This window comes from Candidatus Hydrogenedentota bacterium (assembly GCA_019695095.1).
Taxonomy (GTDB): domain Bacteria; phylum Hydrogenedentota; class Hydrogenedentia; order Hydrogenedentales; family SLHB01; genus JAIBAQ01.
The window spans coordinates 15,256-33,366 of record JAIBAQ010000055.1 but is presented as its reverse complement, the minus strand read 5'-3'; the positions used below and the strand labels follow the sequence as shown (position 1 = coordinate 33,366).

The window sequence follows — 18,111 nt, the reverse complement described above, 5'->3', positions numbered from 1 at the left end:
CGGGCGACAACATTCGCATCACGGCGGAACTGATTACGCCGATCGCCATGAACGAGAACCTGCGCTTCGCGGTACGCGAAGGCGGCCGTACGGTCGGCGCGGGCGTCGTCACGAAAATCATCGAATAGTACGTGCGGCGTCCAGATTGAAATTGAATCCGTAGGTTGGTAGGATTGTACGGCTTTCCGGTACTTGTCGCATTCGGCAGCCATTTGGCCAATCCACCCGCGCAGCTACCTTGACAGGGAGTATTCTGTTTGGGGCCGGTTGTGTGTGGGTGTGGAACGATAGAGCAAGCCAGCGGAAAGTGTGTCAGTTCGCCATCCTGTTTTGTGGAGTGTCTTTTCCGCAGGGCTGTAGCTCAATTGGCTAGAGCAGGGGCCTCCAAAGCCCAAGGTTGGGGGTTCGAGTCCCTCCAGCCCTGCCATTCATAGTTTGCAACCGCTGCACAGTGCAGCCCCTAGACGCGTGTAAGAAGGAGTCCCATGGCTAAACAGATTGCCGCCGTGGCTAAGCCGAGTTTGGTGACGCGTGTCCGCGAGTTCTATCAGGAAGTGGTGACGGAGTTGGGCAAAGTGGCGTGGCCGACGAAGGCCGAGCTGAAGTCCAACACGACGATCGTGCTTTGCACCCTGATTCTCCTTGGGGTGGTTGTAGGAATATACGATTTTGTGTTCCTGAAATTTATCCAACTCTTGATCTGGCTGGTTTAGGGAGTCGCATGGTGACGAGCGAAGAAATGGCCGGCGAGAACGCCGAACCGGAGGTCGCGGAAGCGGCGGAAGGCGGCGAAGAAAGCGAGAAGGCGCCCGTCGTTAAGGACGATGGAATCAAGCGCCGTTGGTATGCCGTGCATGCGTATTCGGGCCAGGAGGCGAACGTCAAGAAGAATCTCCTGATCCATGCGGAGCAAGGCGGCCTGAAAGACCTTATAGGCGACATTTTAGTGCCGATGGAAGAGGTTGCGGAAATCAAGTCCGGCGAGAAGAAGATCTCGCGCCGCAAGTTCTTCCCGGGATACGTATTGGTGCAGTTGCCGGTGCATCCGGAGCGCAATCCCGAATTGTGGCATATGATCAAAGAGACGCCGGGTGTCAGCGGATTCATCGGTTCGCGGACACAGCCGACGCCGCTGGACGACGGTGAAGTTCAGGCAATCATCGAAGAGATCCGCGGTGAGCGCGAGCGTCCGAAGCCGAAAGTGAAATTCGAGTCGAGCGAGCGCGTCAAGATTATTGATGGGCCGTTCTCGAATTTCATGGGCAATATCGCGGACATCAACCATGAGCGCGGTACGTTGAAGGTGATGGTAGAGATTTTCGAGCGGCTTACGAGTGTCGAAGTCGAGTTTTGGCAAGTAGAGAAGATGTAGCGGAACGGGCCGTCACAGGCCGCATCCCGTAGAGGTGCACGGAGCAAAGTCATGGGCAAGCCAGCAAAAGGTAAAGGCAGGAATTTAGTTGCGCAGGTGAAGCTGCAGTGTCCTGCCGGAAGTGCTACGCCCGCGCCGCCAGTTGGGCCGGCGTTGGGCCAACACGGCGTGCAGATTATGGAATTCTGCAAGCAGTTCAACGATCGGACGAAGGATCAGCAGGGGTTGATCATTCCGGTCGTTATCAGCGTGTTCGAAGATCGTTCGTTCACGTTCATCACGAAGAGCCCGCCCGCGGCCGTGCTTCTGAAGCGCGCCGCCAAGCTTGCGAAGGCGTCCGGCGAACCCAACAAGAACAAGGTTGGGACCGTGACAAAGGCGCAAGTGAAAGAAATTGCGGAGCTGAAGAAGGAAGATTTGAACGCGGCGAGTGTCGAAGCGGCCATGCGCATGGTCATGGGCACGGCGCGCAGCATGGGCATTACCGTAGAGGCGTAATCTCTGCGGTTGACGTAACGCAATTGAATGTGGGAGGGCCAAAAGCCCGTTCGCACCACAGGAGGATTGAGACGATGGCGAAGCAAAGCAAGCGGGTGACCGCCCTCAAGAGCAAGCTCGGCGAAAAGACGACCTACACCTTGGCCGAGGCGGCTGCAGGCATGAAAGAATGTGCCACGGCTAAGTTCGACGAAACGGTCGAACTGGCCTTTTTCCTGGGAGTCGACCCCCGTCACGCCGATCAAATGGTGCGCGGTACAGTCTCCTTGCCCCACGGTACCGGCAAACCGGTCCGCGTGGTCGTATTCTGCAAGCAAGCCGAGCAACAGAAAGCCGCGTTGGACGCGGGCGCGCAGGAAGCGGGTGCGGAAGACCTCGTCGCCAAAGTGCAAGGCGGCTGGACGGATTTCGACGTCGCGGTGGCCGCTCCGGACATGATGGGCGACGTCGGTAAGCTCGGTAAGATTCTGGGTCCGCGCGGTTTGATGCCCAGCCCGAAGGCCGGCACGGTAACCCCGAAAGTCGGCGACGCCGTCAAGGAAATCAAGAAGGGTAAGATCGACTTCCGCGTCGACAAGAACGCGAACATGCATATCCCCGTCGGCAAGGCATCGTTCACCGCGCAACAGGTGGAAGAAAATGCCTCGGCGGTAATTCAAGCGGTACTGAAGGCAAAGCCGTCTGCGTGCAAAGGGCAGTATCTGAAGTCTTGCACGATGAGCAGCACAATGGGGCCCGGTTTCCGTTTGGATGCGGCCTCGTTGGCGTCGTCCATGAAGGGCGCCTAGTCAGGGCCCTCCTAAACAGCACAATTCCCGGTAGGCCGCGTCCCAGCACAGGGGTGAGATGCGCAATTCCAGGGTAACAGTGGAGCGTAGCAACGCATGAGCAGGCGAATTCTATTCACGTCGGAATCGGTAACCGAAGGGCATCCCGATAAGGTAGCCGATGCCGTTTCTGACGCCGTGTTGGATGCCATGATCGAGCAGGATCCCATGAGCCGCGTGGCCTGCGAAACGCTGGTCAACACCGGTCTGTGCGTGGTTGCTGGCGAAATCACTTCGAAGGCAGTCGTGGACATTCCCGCGGTTGTCCGTCAGGCAATTGTGGACATCGGGTATGTCGGCGGTGACTCGCAATTCGACGGCCACACGTGCGCGGTGCTGGTGAACTTGGACAAGCAGTCTCCCGATATCGCCATGGGCGTCAATGAGACGGACACGCACGAGCAGGGGGCCGGCGACCAGGGCATGATGTTTGGCTATGCCTCGAACGAGACGCCGGAACTGATGCCGTTGCCTATTTCGCTGGCGCACAAGCTTGGACGCCGTATGTCCGAACTGCGCCGCAGCAAGGCCTTGCCGTGGTTGCAGCCGGATGGCAAGACTCAGGTGACCATCGAGTATGTCGACGACAAACCTGTCCGCGTCGATACCATCGTCATCTCGAACCAGCACTCCGCGAGCGTCACGCAGGAAGAAATCCGCAAGCAACTGATCGAACAGGTCATCAATCCTATCGTTCCGAAGAATCTCGTGAACGGCGAAGTGAAATACCACATCAATCCAACCGGCCGTTTTGTAGTCGGTGGTCCCGTCGGCGATAGTGGGCTTACAGGCCGCAAGATTATTGTTGATACCTATGGCGGCATGGGTCGTCATGGCGGCGGTGCGTTCAGCGGCAAGGATCCGTCCAAGGTAGATCGCTCTGCGGCTTACATGGCGCGTTATATTGCAAAGAACGTCGTGGCGGCGGGCATCGCCGACCGGTGCGAGGTTCAGCTTGCGTATGCCATCGGCGTGGCTCAACCGGTGTCGATCAACGTAACGTCGTTTGGTACCGGTAAGATCGACGACGAAAAGATCGGAAAGATTCTTCTGGAGCATTTCGACTGCCGTCCGGCCAGCATCATCAAGACGCTTGACCTTCGCAAACCCATCTTTCGCAAGACCGTCGCGTACGGACACTTCGGGCGGGAAGACCAAGGGTTCCGTTGGGAAGAGACCGATCAGGCCGATGCGCTTCGCAAGAAGGCGGGCCTCTAGTCCGGAAGCAGTCTTAAAGGGGTAGACCCGCGTGACGCCAGAATCCATGATGGGGGGCTAGTCGCGTGGGCGGTGGGCACTGCCGCAACCGGCAGGTGAATACGAGGGAGAAAACGAACGATGAGCTGTTTTCTGACGGCTCGAGACATGAACGACGACGGGCGCTCCGATTCGCAGAAGCCGTGGCTTGTCATCTGCAAAGACAACGCGCGCCTTCTACTGCGGCCCAGTCAGCCCATCACCATGCCGTTGCTGAACGCGTACAACTAGAATTGTAGATCACCTGATGCCCCGGGCTGTTGCGCTGCAATCGCCCGGGGCCGTTGTTTTATCTGGGAAAAGTAACGAATTTCGAAAATGACCGGTTGCGAGGAGCCGAGGGGAAGTTCGGAAACTGAATGGAGAATCCGCCCGGGAAAGTCTGTATTTTTGCCCCGGTTTTCGCACCGTGTTATACTCGTGCTTGTAGGTGGGAATCGAGTCATTTTGCGGAAGGGTTGAGTAATGGAACTAGATGTTGTGTCGCTGGGCTTATCCTGCGCGGATGTAATGGTGCGCCCGGTTGACGCGTTTCCGGAGCGGGGAAAGTTATCGCTTGTGCCCAACCTCGAAATCCACCTGGGGGGACTGGCGGGAGTCACCGCAACGGTACTTTCGCGGCTGGGGGTGCGCACGGCGTTTGTTGGAAAGCTCGGCGAAGACGGTTTTGGCGATTACATCCTCGGAGACCTTCAGCGGCACGGGGTGTGCACCGATAAAGTCCTTCGCACTTCTGAGGCGGGCACTCCCGCGACGGTTGTGCTAATCAGCAAAGACGGTGAGCGGACATTCCTGCATCATCCTGGATGCAGCGCGCTCTTGACCGAAGACGACGTCGATTTTGATTTTGTGCGGCAAGGCAGGCACCTGCATTGGGGTGGTCCCGCCGTCACTGCCGGGCTGGATGGAGAGCCGATTGGCCGGATTTTGAAGCGAGCCAAGGGATTGGGCTTGACGACATCCATGGATACATGCTACGACGGGCAAGGCAAGTGGTATGCCCGGATTGAATATGCCCTGCCGCATTTGGATATAGTCATGTCGAGCCTGGAAGAGGCGCGTATGTATACCGGTGCGCAGACACCGGAGGCCATAGCCGATTTCTATCTGGAGCATGGAGCGAAGATTGCGCTAATCAAGCTTGGAGGCGATGGCGTGTTTGTGAAGGATTCGCTGGAGTCGTTTCAATTGCCGGCGCATCAGGTGAACGTTGTGGATACCACCGGGGCGGGTGATGCCGCCTGCGGCGGTTTTTTGTATGGGTTTTTGCAGGGGTGGGGTTTGCAGCAGTGCGCGAGGCTGGCGAATGCAGTCGGAGGCCTGACCGTTCAAGCAATGGGCGGGGCCGAAGGTGTTCATTCGCTGGATAAGACCCTTGCGTTCATGGAATCGGGGCCGTTGGCCACGGAAAGGGTATAGATGACACGGTTGCGGATGGCCATTGCAGGCGCGGTAGCCGCGTGCATGTTGGTTGGATACGCGGCGGCCCAAGAAGCCTTTACTCCTCATCCAGCTGAAGCCGTCTTACGCGGCGCGGCGTTGGGCGACGGCCTACTCTACGTTTCCGCTCACGACACGAATGAAGTGCTCAAAATCGATCTGTCGACGGGCGATGTCGCGGCGCGTGCGACCGTACAAGAAGGACCCACGAGCGTAGCCCTATCCGCCGATGGCAAGGTGCTCGCCTGTGTCAACCGTGTGGCGAACTCCGTCTCGTTGATTCACACGGATTCCATGGAGACGTATGCCACGGTATCCGAAACGCAGGGTGCTTCAGACATTACCGCGCTTCCAGGCGGCGGCTTTGCGGTAGCCAACAGTTTCGGCGACTCGGTCACCTTGATCGATGCGTCATCGCCGGACAAGTCCATCACGCTGACCGGGGTCAGCAGCGTTCCCAGCGGCGTGGCTGCGTCGGAAACATATTTGGGCGTGGCAACGCGTAATCCATCGGCATTGCTGTTGTATTCGGGGGGTGCTCAGACACCCGGAGCCATCGTCAGCGTGCCCGAAGGCGCATCCACCGTGTATGCGTTAAGCGGCGATCGTTTTGTGGTGGGATCGAAAGGCCACGTTTCGCTCATCGACGCCAAGGCCGCGAAAGTCGTAGACGACGTGACGTTGTCCGTGTATGACATGGCGGTCGATGGAAAGAAAGTCTATGTAATGACCGACGGCGCTGTTGCGGTTTTTGATGATACCTTGGCCCCCCAGCAGAAGATGTCGGTATCTGTCGAAGGCCGGATCGTCGCCGCTCGCGACGGTGTTGTTGTGGTTCTCGCGCCCAAGAATCGCCAGTGGTTGACCAGCGGCGTAGCCGCGGTGGTGAAGGTGGCGGCGGCGCCCGCCCCGGCTGAGACGGCCGCACCTGCCGCGGCACCAGCAGCGGCGCCTGCCGAAACGCCGGAGCCCGCAGAGAAACCCGCCCCTGCCGCAGAAGGCAACAAAGGTGCAATTGCGCCGGCCACCGAGAAGAAGGCTGAGGAAAAGCCCGCTGAAGCGCCAGTCAAAGCAGAGGATGCCAAGCCAGCGGAAGAGCCTGTGAAAGTGGCTGAAGCTGCTCCAGCGCCCGCTCCCGTCGAAGAACCCAAGAAGGCAGAAGAGAAGGCCGCGGCACCGGCGTCCAGCGAATCGAAATCGGCGGCGCCCAAAGAGCGAAAGAGTCGCATAACGCCTCAGCCTGCACCAGAACAGCCGCAGGAACAGGGCAAGAGCTTTAGCCGGAAGCCAAGTCCTTCCCAGCTTGACCAAGGTTCGCAAGGCAAGACCTTTGGCCAGGCGGTGACCGACGGGATCAACCTGGGAACCTCTGCGGGAGGTTTTGAGCCGCCAGATTGGACGCAACCGTGGAAAGACATTCAGGCTGGCAAGGTTGATGCCATCGACAATGGAACGAAGATCGTCGCGGACGGAGATGTTCGGCTGACGCTGGACACCGTGCAGTTCGCGGCCGACCACTTGTTCTACGATAAATTGACCGGCGAATTGCACGTCTATGGAAATGTAGAAGTCGTTCAAGGGCAGAGCTCCGCATACGCCGACGACATCCGGTACGTGATTCCAGTGAACAAGAAACTGGAAGTTCCTCCACCTCTAGCGCCAGCCGGAGAAGATACGGAGCAGGGTCTTGCCCGTAAGATGCTGTCGTTAGGTAGCCTCGACGCGCAGAACATCGAGATCAACGAGCCCACGCGCCAACTGAAAGCCGACCACATTGTCTACGACTTCACCACCAATAGCGGCGTTGCCACCGGTGTGGAAGGTCATGCAGGCCAAGTGAGGTTTGGTGGCGAGAAACTTACGATCTTGAGCCAAGACGCCATGGAAGGTGAAAACCTCTGGCTGACCACGTGTGACTGCGACCATGAGTACTACAAAGTCCGTCTCAAGAAGGCGAGCTTTGGCAAGAACGATGAAATCACCGGCACCGGCGCGAACCTCCAGATTGGCAGCGTTCGTACGCCCATTTATTGGCCGCGCTGGTCCTTCTCGGGGGGTGATGCGCCAACCGTAGGATTCGATTTTGACAGTGGCCGCAAGGCGCAACTGGGATACTACGTAAACGTTGGCCAGCAATTCGCCGTGACGACAGACCTGAAGCTCGGTCTGCGCCTCATGCCGACCGAGAAGCAGGGAATCGGCGTTGGCATTGATGGCAGCTACGACTACATGGAGACACCCGCCTCCCCGCTCTATCGAGGGAAGGGCGAATTCCATACCCTGTACACGACCAAGGATCGCGGCTACACCGAATGGTATCACCGCCAAGAGTTGACGCCTGACACGGTGCTCCTCCTTCAATTGGAGCAGTGGTATGACCGCGACTTCTACAAAGACTTCTTCTATGAGCGGTACAAGGACCGGAGCGATCCACGAACCTTCGCCAACGTGACGTATACGCAGCCAACGTACATCGCGACTGCGACCGTGCGTCCGCGCACAAACGGCTTCACGACGGAAACGGAGCGCCTTCCGGAAGGATCGTTCCATGTTCTGGAGCGTGAGATCGCCGATCGTCTGTACCTGACTTTCGACACCATCGACGGATACAACAATCGAGAGCCTTACGACGAAAACGCCTTCCGTTCCATTAATGTGGCGCGTCTGAGCTACGACCTGGAGTTGGTGGATCATCTCAACGTCACTCCGTTCCTGGAACTTGAAGGGTCGTGGTACTCCAAGACGCGTGACGATGGCGGTTCTGATTCCCGATTTACGTCGACTGCGGGTGTGACGCTCCAAACGCGCTTCCAGAAGAACTACCCGGGGCGTTGGGGATTCTCCGAGTTCAAACACTTGATTGTCCCATCGATGACCTATAGCTACAGTCCCGAATCGACTATGAGTATCGAAGAGACTCCCAAGTTCGACGCGTATGACCGCGTGTTCGGCCGCAGTCGTCTTGAGAGCAAGATCGACAACATAATCCTCGGCCGTGATGCGGAGACGCAGGAATCCTGGCAAGTGGCTCGACTGTCTGTCTATCAAGGCACGGACTTCTGGAACGAAATCTCCAGAAGCAGTGACTACGAGATGGAGTTGGAGATCAGGCCCAGGCCGTGGTGGGGCTTCATGGCCGTTGGCGAGTCGCACACAGTGAATGACGACATCGATTTCAAGCTGGATGAGCCTTTCGTCGTACAGCGTACCGTCATTCAACTCTACGAACGGCTGACGGACCGGCGCGCGAATCCCGAAGCGGTCGATCGGTACAACGCATCCTACGGCGATTACGAGCGTGTGCTCGCGTATTTCTACTACGACGATCGTCCCTTCAGCGGGCGATTCAATGGAAGAGTCGGGTTCGCGTATACGCAAACCCAGGATGAAGTGTTCAACCGCGAAGTCCTGTACGGCGCAGGTTATAAGCTGAACGAAAAATGGTCGCTCGGGTTTGAACACGTGTTCGACCTAGAGAAAGGCGACTTGAGCCGCCAGAAGTACGAAGTGCGCCGTGTGATGCAATGCGTCGAAGGGGCGTTCCAATTCAACGAGCGCGAATCCGGCTGGGATGTCGGCGTCGAGTTGAGCGTAACGGCCTTCCCCGGCACACGGTTGAAATTCTAAGGTAGTTGTCGCTGCGGCCGCTTCGGCGGCCGCGGCATTTTCAAAGGTGCCTCATGCACGTACCGCTGCACGCAACGGTAGACGGAGTGCTTCCGGAAATCGTTGCGCTTCGCCACGAACTTCATCAGCATCCCGAGATTCGCTTTGAGGAACGCTGGACGTCTGACCGCGTGGCGCGATTCTTGGACGAAGCGGGCGTTCCCTACGAACGTGGCTATGCCAAAGGAACGGGAATTGTCGCGACGCTTCGCGGCGGCGAGGGCCGCACGGTGTTGCTCCGCGCGGATATGGACGCGCTGGAAATCCAGGAAGAAACTGGCCTTCCCTACGCCTCGACGATACCCAATCGCATGCACGCGTGCGGGCACGATGGTCATACCGCATGCCTTTGCGGCGTTGCGAAGACTCTCGCGCAACATCGCGATTCCATCCGTGGCACAGTCAAATTCGTATTTCAGCCTGCGGAAGAAGAAGCGGCGGGCGGTCGATTCATTGTCGAAGAAGGCGTGCTCGATGACGTCGATGCGTCGTTTGCATTGCACGGTTGGCCGACGATTCCCGCAGGCCGCATCGGACTTCGTTCCGGGTGGACCATGGCTGGAGCGGACATTTTCAAGATCACGGTGAAGGGCAAAGCGTGCCACGGGGCCGATCCTGGGGCGGGTGTTGATCCCATCGTCGTGGCGGCCCACATAACGACGGCTCTCCAGTCAGTCATCAGCCGTGAACTCAACCCCTGGGATACCGGTGTCGTGACCGTCGCGAAGATCCATGCGGGCAGCGCGACGAACATCATTCCCGCCAGCGCTGTGCTGGAAGGCACGTTCCGCAGCCTAACATCCGAAGTTCGAGACACCATCGAACGCGCAATTCGGCGAATCGCGGAGAAGACAGCGGAGGCGCACCGCGCGGAAGCGGAAGTGTATGTGTCGGAGACGCGCTATCCACCCCTGTACAACAATGAAGCGACTACGGCGTTTGTGCGCGAGATCGCGGAATCGGTGCTTGGAAGGGAGGGTGTGATCGATTTGCCATACCCGTACATGGGGGCCGAGGACTTTGCGTTCTATTTGCAGAAGACTCCCGGTACTTTCATTTGGCTCGGCGTGAATCCCAATCCCGCGGAACCTTATCCCTCGCTGCACAATCCCCGATACAACTTCAGCGATGAGGCCATCGCACCCGCGGTACGGTTAATGTCGAACATTGCCCTTCGCTATCTGGATAGCCCGCCAGCTTGACGCGTGTCCGCCTGGTCCGGCGAAATATCGAAGCAACGAAACGTTGGTGCGCCGTTGGGGCGCAAACCCTCGCGGAGAGAAGCGTTATATGTGCGACACCATAGCCATCGTCAAGAAAGACAGAGTCTTCTTCGCAAAGAACTCAGACCGCGACCCCAATGAAGCCCAAGTTCTCGATTGGCAGCCGCGGCGTTCCTATGACAGAGGAGCCCGCATAAAGTGTACTCACATCGAAATACCTCAGGCAGATGAGACACACGCGGTGGTGCTGAGCCGGCCTTTTTGGACTTGGGGCGCGGAGATGGGGGTGAACGAACATCACGTGGCCATCGGAAACGAGGCAGTCTTTACCAAGCAACCGTATGCAAAGAGTGGATTGACCGGAATGGACCTCGTCCGGTTGGCCCTGGAACGAAGCAATAGCGCGGAACGCGCGTGCGAGGTGATCGTCCAATTACTTCGAGACCACGGTCAAGGCGGCGGTTGCGGATTGGAGAAGCCCGGATTTACCTACCACAACAGTTTCATGGTGGCAGACCCGTCGGCTGCATTTGTGCTCGAAACGGCGGGACGTGAATACGCGATCGAGAAGGTACAGGGTCTGCGCGCAATCTCCAATATTCTGACCATTCCCGAATTTGCCGCCAAACACGCCGACGGATTGCGCGCTCGACTCTCGCGGGGGGGAGTGCGCTGTCACCGGATGATCGCCTTGGGGGGACGCACACTTGGCCCTCTGCATTTATTTGCCGCGCTCCGCGACCACGGTTTTCGCCAGACCACCCCTGCGTATTCCCGAATGCATGGGACCATGCAAAGCATCTGCATGCACGGCGGTGGCATGCTCTACACCGCGCAGACGACCGCCTCGTGGGTATCCGAGCTTAGCAAGGCCGGTTCCTCTCACTGGGTCACGGCCACTGCAGCGCCGTGCACTTCTCTGTTCAAACCGGTCAAGGTTGGGGATCCAATGGATTTGGGCAATCCCACTGAAAAGGCCGACGATTCACTGTGGTGGCGACACGAGCGGTTTCACCGGGCCGTTATTCGCAACCCCGAGGCATTGCGAGATCTTTACATCCCCGAACGAAACGCCATCGAGGCGGGTTGGATTGAGAATCCCCCCGAGCCAAGAGAGGCGTTTGCTGTCGGCGATGCCCTGTTGGAAAAGTGGACGCTGGCGACACGGAGCCAAGCGGTACCCGACAGGCGCCCGTCGTGGGTGCAAAAATACTGGGCCAAGCGGTCTGCCATGGCCGGACTTCATTCCTAAGCCATCCCCTAGATTGGCCTCTCAGATGTGTTAGCCTTCGTGTGGCGTGCCACTCGAATTGGCGTGGACGTCCAAACGTCAGCCGAAGTGAGGTTTATTCTTGACCAGATGAGCCGAAGTTCACATTCGCGCCATGTTTTCTCTTGCTATTCGTCATAGAATTCTGCATCATAAACCGGTAGGGTTCTGGAAGATCTAAAGCAGTGCGATTGCAAGGCGCGCTGACCGTCTGCGGTGTGTCCATGAGGCTAAGCCTTACGTGCCGCTTTCCAAAGCGTGCCACAGTCCGCTGCAAAGCTGGAGGATGTGTGGCCATGAACTTGATTTCTATGAACCATGCAGGAAGGGCGAAGCGCATCGCGGCACTTTCCGCGATAGCAGTCGTTTCTATCCTACTTGCGGTGACAGGCATAGGCTGTCCACCGGGAAAAGACTCTCCGCCAAGTGTACTTCTGCGCAACGTGGATCTGGCTGTCGGGGATTGGGGCCTTGGCGAAGTCTCTGACAAAGCCGGCGCTGAAGAGGGGTTCCAATTCGCACAGATTCTCCTGTATTTCAACGTGCTCACGAAGGGGAGTCTGCAGGATCCGAGCGTGGTGTTTAGTGGCGATGACAATCCCTTGATTCAAGCACCCACCAGTATTCAGTTGACGGGTGACTACACCGGAAACGACCTGTATGTCGCGGACGATGGCAGTGACACCGTTCAGATCTGGAGGGACTATCGCGATCTCGTCGATGATGCCAAGGGCCAAGTTTCCACGCCTGCGGATGTCGTGCTGGATTGCGATTCGTCTTTTGTTGACGATCCGTTCGAGATCTTGAACGTTGACAATCGTCTGTACGTCTCCAACGGCGGTGGCGAGTGTCTTAATCCAACCAAAGGCCCAGGCATAGGTTCAGAGGGAGTGCTTGTCTTCGACAACGCCGGTGCCTTGGTGGAAAGCGGACCATTGGAACCCACGTTGCTCTTAAACCTCCCGTCGCCGAGAGGCATTGCAGTTGTAGGCGACAACCTCTACGTGTGTAGCGCGGGAACGAACTCCAACTTCCCCTTCTCAGCCACGTCCACCGATTGCGCCGTGTACGTGTATGAAGACATTCCTGGGCGCATTGAGACGGTGAACGGCGGCACAAAAGGCACCGATCCACTAGAGCCATCCGTGGTACTCGCCGGTCCGTCCTTCCTGAATCTGCCAAGCGGGGAATACCCCTACCGCTGCGATGTGTGGGGGAACCGGCTCTTTGTGCTTGGTTACTTCGGCCTTTATGTGTTTGACAACGCCGACAACTTGGTCGACTTCCAGGAACCGTCTGCGGTAATTGCATATACGACCGGAACCGTTGGGTATTTGGGCGACCTAAAGATGGTTGGCAATACGCTGTACGTCGGAGATGGGTACTTCCCCTATCCGAACGGCGGCTTCTTTAAGTCCTTGAATCAGCCGTCCAACGCGCTCAAAGCCGAATGGCCCGGTTTAACTGCGTTCCGCCCGGGTCTCGAAATCGAGTCGGGCCAAAACGCGCTCCTGGCTTTCGACACGATCAACTCGCAAATCTCTGAAGTTACTGCGATGGCGAATGAGAAGGATGTGCTCTTCGTCGCGAGCGGACTTGGAGAGTGCTGCGGAATACCGTCGGGTGATGTCCACATTTTCTACGACGCCGATACACTTTCCATCGTGCGGCCCGCGGATTTTGTTCTGCCGGCGTACAAGGACTTTGCTACCGCAGTGGCAATCGATTCGAACGACTACTTCAGTCCGACACCTGTTCCGTGACGGTTGGACTGATTCATCCATGAATGAAGGAGCTTGTGTTATGAACAGGGAACACATCAAGAGAGGAAGACCAATGGTAGGGTGGCGTATAGCGGCGCTCGCGCTTGTAGCGGTAGCGCTCGGCGTAGCAGGAATCGGATGTCCGGCGGGAAAGGACTCGCCGCCCTCCATTCTTCTGAGAAACGTGGACTTGGCCGTGGGCGATCTGGCACTGCAGTCCGTTGGCAAGGAGCTCGACGCCGACAGTTCCAAGGTACTGCTGTATTTCAACGTGCTCACCGAAGGGAGCAAACAGGACCCTGACGTGATTCTGTCGAGCGAGAACCTCGACTTCATGGAGGCTCCCAATAGCATCCAGTTGACTGGGGACTTCACGGGAAACGACTTGTACGTCTCCGATTACTTCACAGATGTCGTGGCGATATGGCGCGATTACCGCGATCTGAATGCCAAAGGGTTTAGTTCTCCGCAACCCGATGTGTTGATAGAAGAAGAAGTATGCGATCCCTTTGAGATTCTGGTAGTCGACAATCGTTTGTATGTCTCAAATACGTATGGCGATTGTTTTGAACAAGGCGGAAAGCAGCCTGTGGACGGTTACGTGTCAGTCTACGATAATGCCGGCGCCATCGTCGAAGGCGGGGGCGATCTCCCGACTATCATGTTCGACGTTCCCCATGCTCAGGGTATCGCGGTAGTGAACGACACGCTGTATGTAGCCGCCTACAGTTTCTGCTGCGGATTCGACACCGGTTCAGTGTATGTGTTCGACAATATGACGCAACGGCTCGCCGACGTTCAGCTCCCTCCCAAAGGCGGCGACCCTTATGCGCCGTCCGCAGTCCTGAGCGACGATTCGTTCCTCAATCTGCCTGACTTGAGCCCGGTTCGCGTCGATGTGTTCGGCAATCGCCTCTATGTCACCACTAACGAAGGTATTCTCTTCGTATTCGACAATGCCGATTCACTGATTGACGGCCAAGCCCCGTCGGCTGTGATCGCGCCTACTACGGGCACCGTGGGATATGCGGGCGATATGAAGATGCTCGACAATACCTTGTACGTCGCCAACGATGGCGGTTTAGACAAGGCATACGATATTGGCATGACGGCATTCCGTCCTGGGTTGGCAATTCAGTCGGGCCAAAACGCGCTGGTATCTTTTAGTGTGTCGAATTCCCAGATCCCGTGGGTATCCGGATTCGCCGCGGAGCGCGACGTCCTGTTTGCGGCAACCGGAGGGTTCGATTGCTGCAATTACATGGGCGATGTTCACATCTTCTACGATGCGGACACACTATCGATTCCGCGTCCGGCCGATTTCGTGCTGCCGGCGCTGAAGGATTTCGTGAATCCGATTAGCATCGACACAAACGATTTCGTGACCTCCGAGCCGACACCTTAAGGATGGGTGTGGACGGGGCAATTGTGAAGCATACTGCGCGTGGACGCGTAAGCTCCGCGGCAGAAGGAATATCGAAACGTAGGTTTCGAGAAGGAGCGGACGAAATGAATGGGAAGCCCACACTACTCGAGAGAATGCGTTGGGGCGGAATAACCTCCCTAACGCTAGCCGCGGCTGCCACGGTCGTTTTCATTGCGGTCGGGTGTCCCCCAGGGACTGACTCGCCGCCGAGTATCGTATTCAGAAACGTCGATTTGGCCGTTGGGGATATCGGGCTCGAGCTATTCAAGAAAGGTCTCGACACTCCCGCGCCACCCCAGATTCTCGTGTACAACAATGTGCTCACGGAAGGAAGTCTGCAAGACCCGGATTTGGTCTTTAGCGGCGTCGACCTGCCGTTTATCGAGTACCCCATTAGTCTTCAACTGACGGGCGACTTTACCGGCAACGACCTGTATTCGGCCGATTACGGCAGCAGCACGGTTGCGATCTGGCGCGACTATCGCGTTTTGGCGTCTGCGGCCAAGGGAAGCAGCTCCATTCCGCCCGATGTGCTCTTGGATTCAGAGACCAGCGGAATCTGCCGCCCAATTGAAATTCTGAACGTGGATAACCGGCTGTATGTGTCAAACTCGTCCGGCGAATGCGGGTTCCAGAATGAGGATAAGCAGTTCATCGGCGGATATGTTGAGGTGTTCGACAATGCGGGTGCGATTGTGCCCGGCGGCGGCGATACGCCAACCATCGAGTTTGATGTGCCCGGAGCGGCAGGTATCGAAGTCGAGAAGAACACGCTCTACGTGGCGTCAAGCGGCTTTTTATTTAAGGGTGGCAATCCGTTCACGGGCGCTGTATTCGTGTTTGAGGACATCCCTCAGCGTATAGCCGACCTCCAGACGATTATTAAGGGAGGCAATCCTTTTGAGCCGTCGGTGGTTCTGTACGGCGACTCCTTCCTCAATATCGATGATGTGAGGCCGTGGCGCGTCGATGTGTTCGAGAATCGACTTTATGTGACGACCGTCGCGGGCATCATGTTCGTGTTCGATAATGCGGACAGCCTCGTGGAAGGACAAGTCCCCAGTGCGGTCATCAGCCGCACAACCGGAAATATTGGCGAGCAGGGTGACATGAAACTGCTCGGCGACACGCTTTACGTCGGCGCTACCTATGAGTACATTGGCCAGAAGAAAAGTGTGGAAGACGGCTTGGGCATGACGGCATTCCGTCCCGGTAAAGAAATCGTAACGGGTCAGAACGCGGCGATGTCTTTCGATGACACCAATTCGCAGATCGGACGCGCGACCTGTCTCTCCAATGAGAAGGATGTGCTGTTCGTGGCAAGTGGTGGTCCTTCGTGCTGCTCGGATTACGGAGATGTCCACATCTTCTACGATGCCGACACCTTGACCGTGCCGAGGCCGGCGGATTTCGTACTGCCCTCGCTGAAGGATTTCGTAAACCCCGTAAGCATCGACACGAACGATTTCTTCTTCCCTGAGCCGACAGAATAGGCGGGGAATTCCTGAAATTCCTGGCGGGGCGCGGGTTCCCAAAGTGGCCGCGCCCCGCCCTCTGTTTGAAAAAGTCATGGGTGCTCTGCTACGCTCCGGTGAAAATTTGGCGGCTTTGGGGCTGCCGTCCATTGAGGGACGATGCTGCTGCGGCGTCGCGAATTGGAGATCCCTCGGAGCGACGGGTTCGGTGAGGTCAGGCCGGACTCACGCGCGACACCTGCTGTATCGTAACCTCGTATGGCGTTTTGCGACCGACTGGGGGAAGCGAGGTTCAAGGAGAACGTCATCATGCCTAAGATTCTTGCACTTGATAACTTAAGCCAGGAAGGCGTCGAAATCCTGCGCAAAGCGCAGTTCGAAGTCGACGTGAAGCCCGCTCAGAAGCCGAACGAGCTCGCGGCCATCATTGACGAATACGACGGAATGATCGTGCGCAGCGGCACCAAGGTGACCGCCGAGGCTCTTGAGAAGACATCCAGGCTCAAAGTCATCGGCCGCGCCGGAGCCGGCACCGACAACATTGACAAGGAAGCTGCCACGAAGAAGGGCATCGTGGTCATGAATACGCCCGGCGGCAACACAATCTCCACGTGCGAACATACGTTTGCCCTGTTGCTATCGCTGTGCCGGAATATCCCCGCCGCGCACGGATCGATGGTTGCCGGACGCTGGGATCGCAAGAAGTTCATGGGCGCCGAATTGTTTGGCAAGACCCTGGGCATTGTGGGAGCAGGCCGAATCGGCGGCGCGGTGGCGAAGAGAGCTATGGCGTTCGAGATGAAGGTTCTGGTCTACGACCCGATCTTGACCAAGCTTAAGGCGGAAGCACTTGGTGTCGAACTCGTAACGCTCGATGAGCTTATCGAACGTTCCGATTTCATTACCATCCACGCGCCAAAGACCAAAGAAACCAATGACATGATCCGCATGGAGCAGCTTAAACGGATGAAGCCGAGCTGCCGTATCGTCAACTGCGCCCGGGGCGGCATGGTCAATGAGCAGGATCTGGCCGAAGCCCTCAAGAACAAGGTAATCGCAGGGGCCGCGTTGGACGTGTACACGTCGGAACCATTCGAGAACAATCCGTTCCTCGAACTGGATAACATCGTCATGACTCCCCACCTTGCGGCCTCGACCGATGAAGCGCAGCTTACGGTGGCGGTTGACATTGCCAACCAAATCGTGGATTACCTCTCCACCGGCGCGATTGTGAACGCAGTCAATGTGCCGAGCCTGGACGCGGAGACGCGCAAGCAATTGCAGCCGATGCTGACGCTTGCGGAGCGCCTCGGCCGATTCATGTCGCAGTACATGCAAGGCCGTCCGAATGCGATTCAGATTTCATACGAAGGCGAATTGGTTGTATCCGATACCTACCCGATTACGGCAGCGATTCTCACCGGATTCCTGGAGCCGCTGGTCGAGACCGTAAACGTAGTGAGCGCGCCGACGCTGCTCAAAGAGTACGGAATTGACTTCAGCGAGACGCGCAGCGCAAAGCCGTCCGACTATGCATTCCAGATTCGCGTCAATGTGCGCACGGATCAGGAATCGCGCGAAATCTGCGGCACGCTGTTCAACAACCTGGAACCGCGCATTTGCAGCATTGACGGTGCGCGTGTGGATGCGGAACTCGTCGCCAAGATGGTAATAAGCGTCAACGAGGACAAACCGCTGGTTATCGGTCGCGTTGCGACTGCCTTGGGCGAGGCGGGCGTCAACATCGCCAACTTCTCGTTAGGGCGCGAAGCCGCCGGTGGACGCGCCACGTCCGTCATCAACGTCGACGGTGAAGTAGACGAAGCCTTGCTTAGCAAGATTCGCGGCATTCCGCACGTACTTTCTGCTCGAATCGTGGAAGTGTAGTCAACCT

At 57.4% G+C, this 18,111-nt stretch carries 15 protein-coding genes and 1 tRNA gene; all 16 read left to right on the top strand.

The window, feature by feature from the left end; translation table 11 throughout:
- The coding region (tuf, locus tag K1Y02_11235; GenBank protein MBX7256924.1) for an elongation factor Tu at window positions 1–128 on the top strand (128 nt) is incomplete at its 5' end.
- A gap of 222 nt (window positions 129–350) precedes the next feature.
- A tRNA-Trp gene (locus K1Y02_11230) sits at window positions 351–427 on the top strand.
- 58 nt (window positions 428–485) lie between these two features.
- Window positions 486–713, top strand: coding sequence for a preprotein translocase subunit SecE (gene secE, locus K1Y02_11225; GenBank protein ID MBX7256923.1), 228 nt, complete (start codon window positions 486–488; stop codon window positions 711–713).
- A gap of 116 nt (window positions 714–829) precedes the next feature.
- Window positions 830–1,372 carry a transcription termination/antitermination protein NusG gene (nusG, locus tag K1Y02_11220; GenBank protein MBX7256922.1) on the top strand — a complete coding sequence of 181 codons (543 nt, stop codon included), beginning with the start codon at window positions 830–832 and terminating at the stop codon, window positions 1,370–1,372.
- 51 nt (window positions 1,373–1,423) lie between these two features.
- Window positions 1,424–1,870, top strand: a complete 447-nt coding sequence (gene rplK / locus K1Y02_11215) for a 50S ribosomal protein L11 (protein MBX7256921.1) — start codon at window positions 1,424–1,426, stop codon at window positions 1,868–1,870.
- Window positions 1,871–1,944: 74 nt separating this feature from the next.
- Complete coding sequence (rplA, locus tag K1Y02_11210; GenBank protein ID MBX7256920.1) at window positions 1,945–2,658, top strand: 50S ribosomal protein L1; 714 nt, start codon at window positions 1,945–1,947, stop codon at window positions 2,656–2,658.
- A 96-nt stretch (window positions 2,659–2,754) separates the two neighbouring features.
- Window positions 2,755–3,915, top strand: coding sequence for a methionine adenosyltransferase (gene metK, locus K1Y02_11205; protein ID MBX7256919.1), 1,161 nt, complete (start codon window positions 2,755–2,757; stop codon window positions 3,913–3,915).
- Between the two features lie 120 nt (window positions 3,916–4,035).
- On the top strand, window positions 4,036–4,185 hold the full coding sequence (locus K1Y02_11200) for a hypothetical protein (protein ID MBX7256918.1): 150 nt from the start codon (window positions 4,036–4,038) through the stop codon (window positions 4,183–4,185).
- Between the two features lie 234 nt (window positions 4,186–4,419).
- A complete protein-coding gene (locus tag K1Y02_11195) occupies window positions 4,420–5,373 on the top strand; it encodes a carbohydrate kinase family protein (protein ID MBX7256917.1) in 954 nt (317 codons plus the stop codon).
- Window positions 5,374–9,021 carry a hypothetical protein gene (locus tag K1Y02_11190; protein MBX7256916.1) on the top strand — a complete coding sequence of 1,216 codons (3,648 nt, stop codon included), beginning with the start codon at window positions 5,374–5,376 and terminating at the stop codon, window positions 9,019–9,021.
- A 53-nt stretch (window positions 9,022–9,074) separates the two neighbouring features.
- Complete coding sequence (locus K1Y02_11185) at window positions 9,075–10,262, top strand: amidohydrolase (protein ID MBX7256915.1); 1,188 nt, start codon at window positions 9,075–9,077, stop codon at window positions 10,260–10,262.
- 88 nt (window positions 10,263–10,350) lie between these two features.
- On the top strand, window positions 10,351–11,535 hold the full coding sequence (locus K1Y02_11180; GenBank protein ID MBX7256914.1) for a peptidase U34: 1,185 nt from the start codon (window positions 10,351–10,353) through the stop codon (window positions 11,533–11,535).
- 314 nt (window positions 11,536–11,849) lie between these two features.
- Entirely contained in the window at window positions 11,850–13,316 is a 1,467-nt protein-coding gene (locus tag K1Y02_11175) for a hypothetical protein (protein MBX7256913.1), read from the top strand.
- A 73-nt stretch (window positions 13,317–13,389) separates the two neighbouring features.
- Window positions 13,390–14,721: a hypothetical protein gene (locus K1Y02_11170; GenBank protein ID MBX7256912.1), complete on the top strand. Its 1,332-nt coding sequence runs from the start codon at window positions 13,390–13,392 to the stop codon at window positions 14,719–14,721.
- Between the two features lie 104 nt (window positions 14,722–14,825).
- Window positions 14,826–16,235: a hypothetical protein gene (locus K1Y02_11165; protein ID MBX7256911.1), complete on the top strand. Its 1,410-nt coding sequence runs from the start codon at window positions 14,826–14,828 to the stop codon at window positions 16,233–16,235.
- A gap of 291 nt (window positions 16,236–16,526) precedes the next feature.
- Window positions 16,527–18,104 carry a phosphoglycerate dehydrogenase gene (serA, locus tag K1Y02_11160; protein ID MBX7256910.1) on the top strand — a complete coding sequence of 526 codons (1,578 nt, stop codon included), beginning with the start codon at window positions 16,527–16,529 and terminating at the stop codon, window positions 18,102–18,104.
- Window positions 18,105–18,111: the final 7 nt, after the last annotated feature.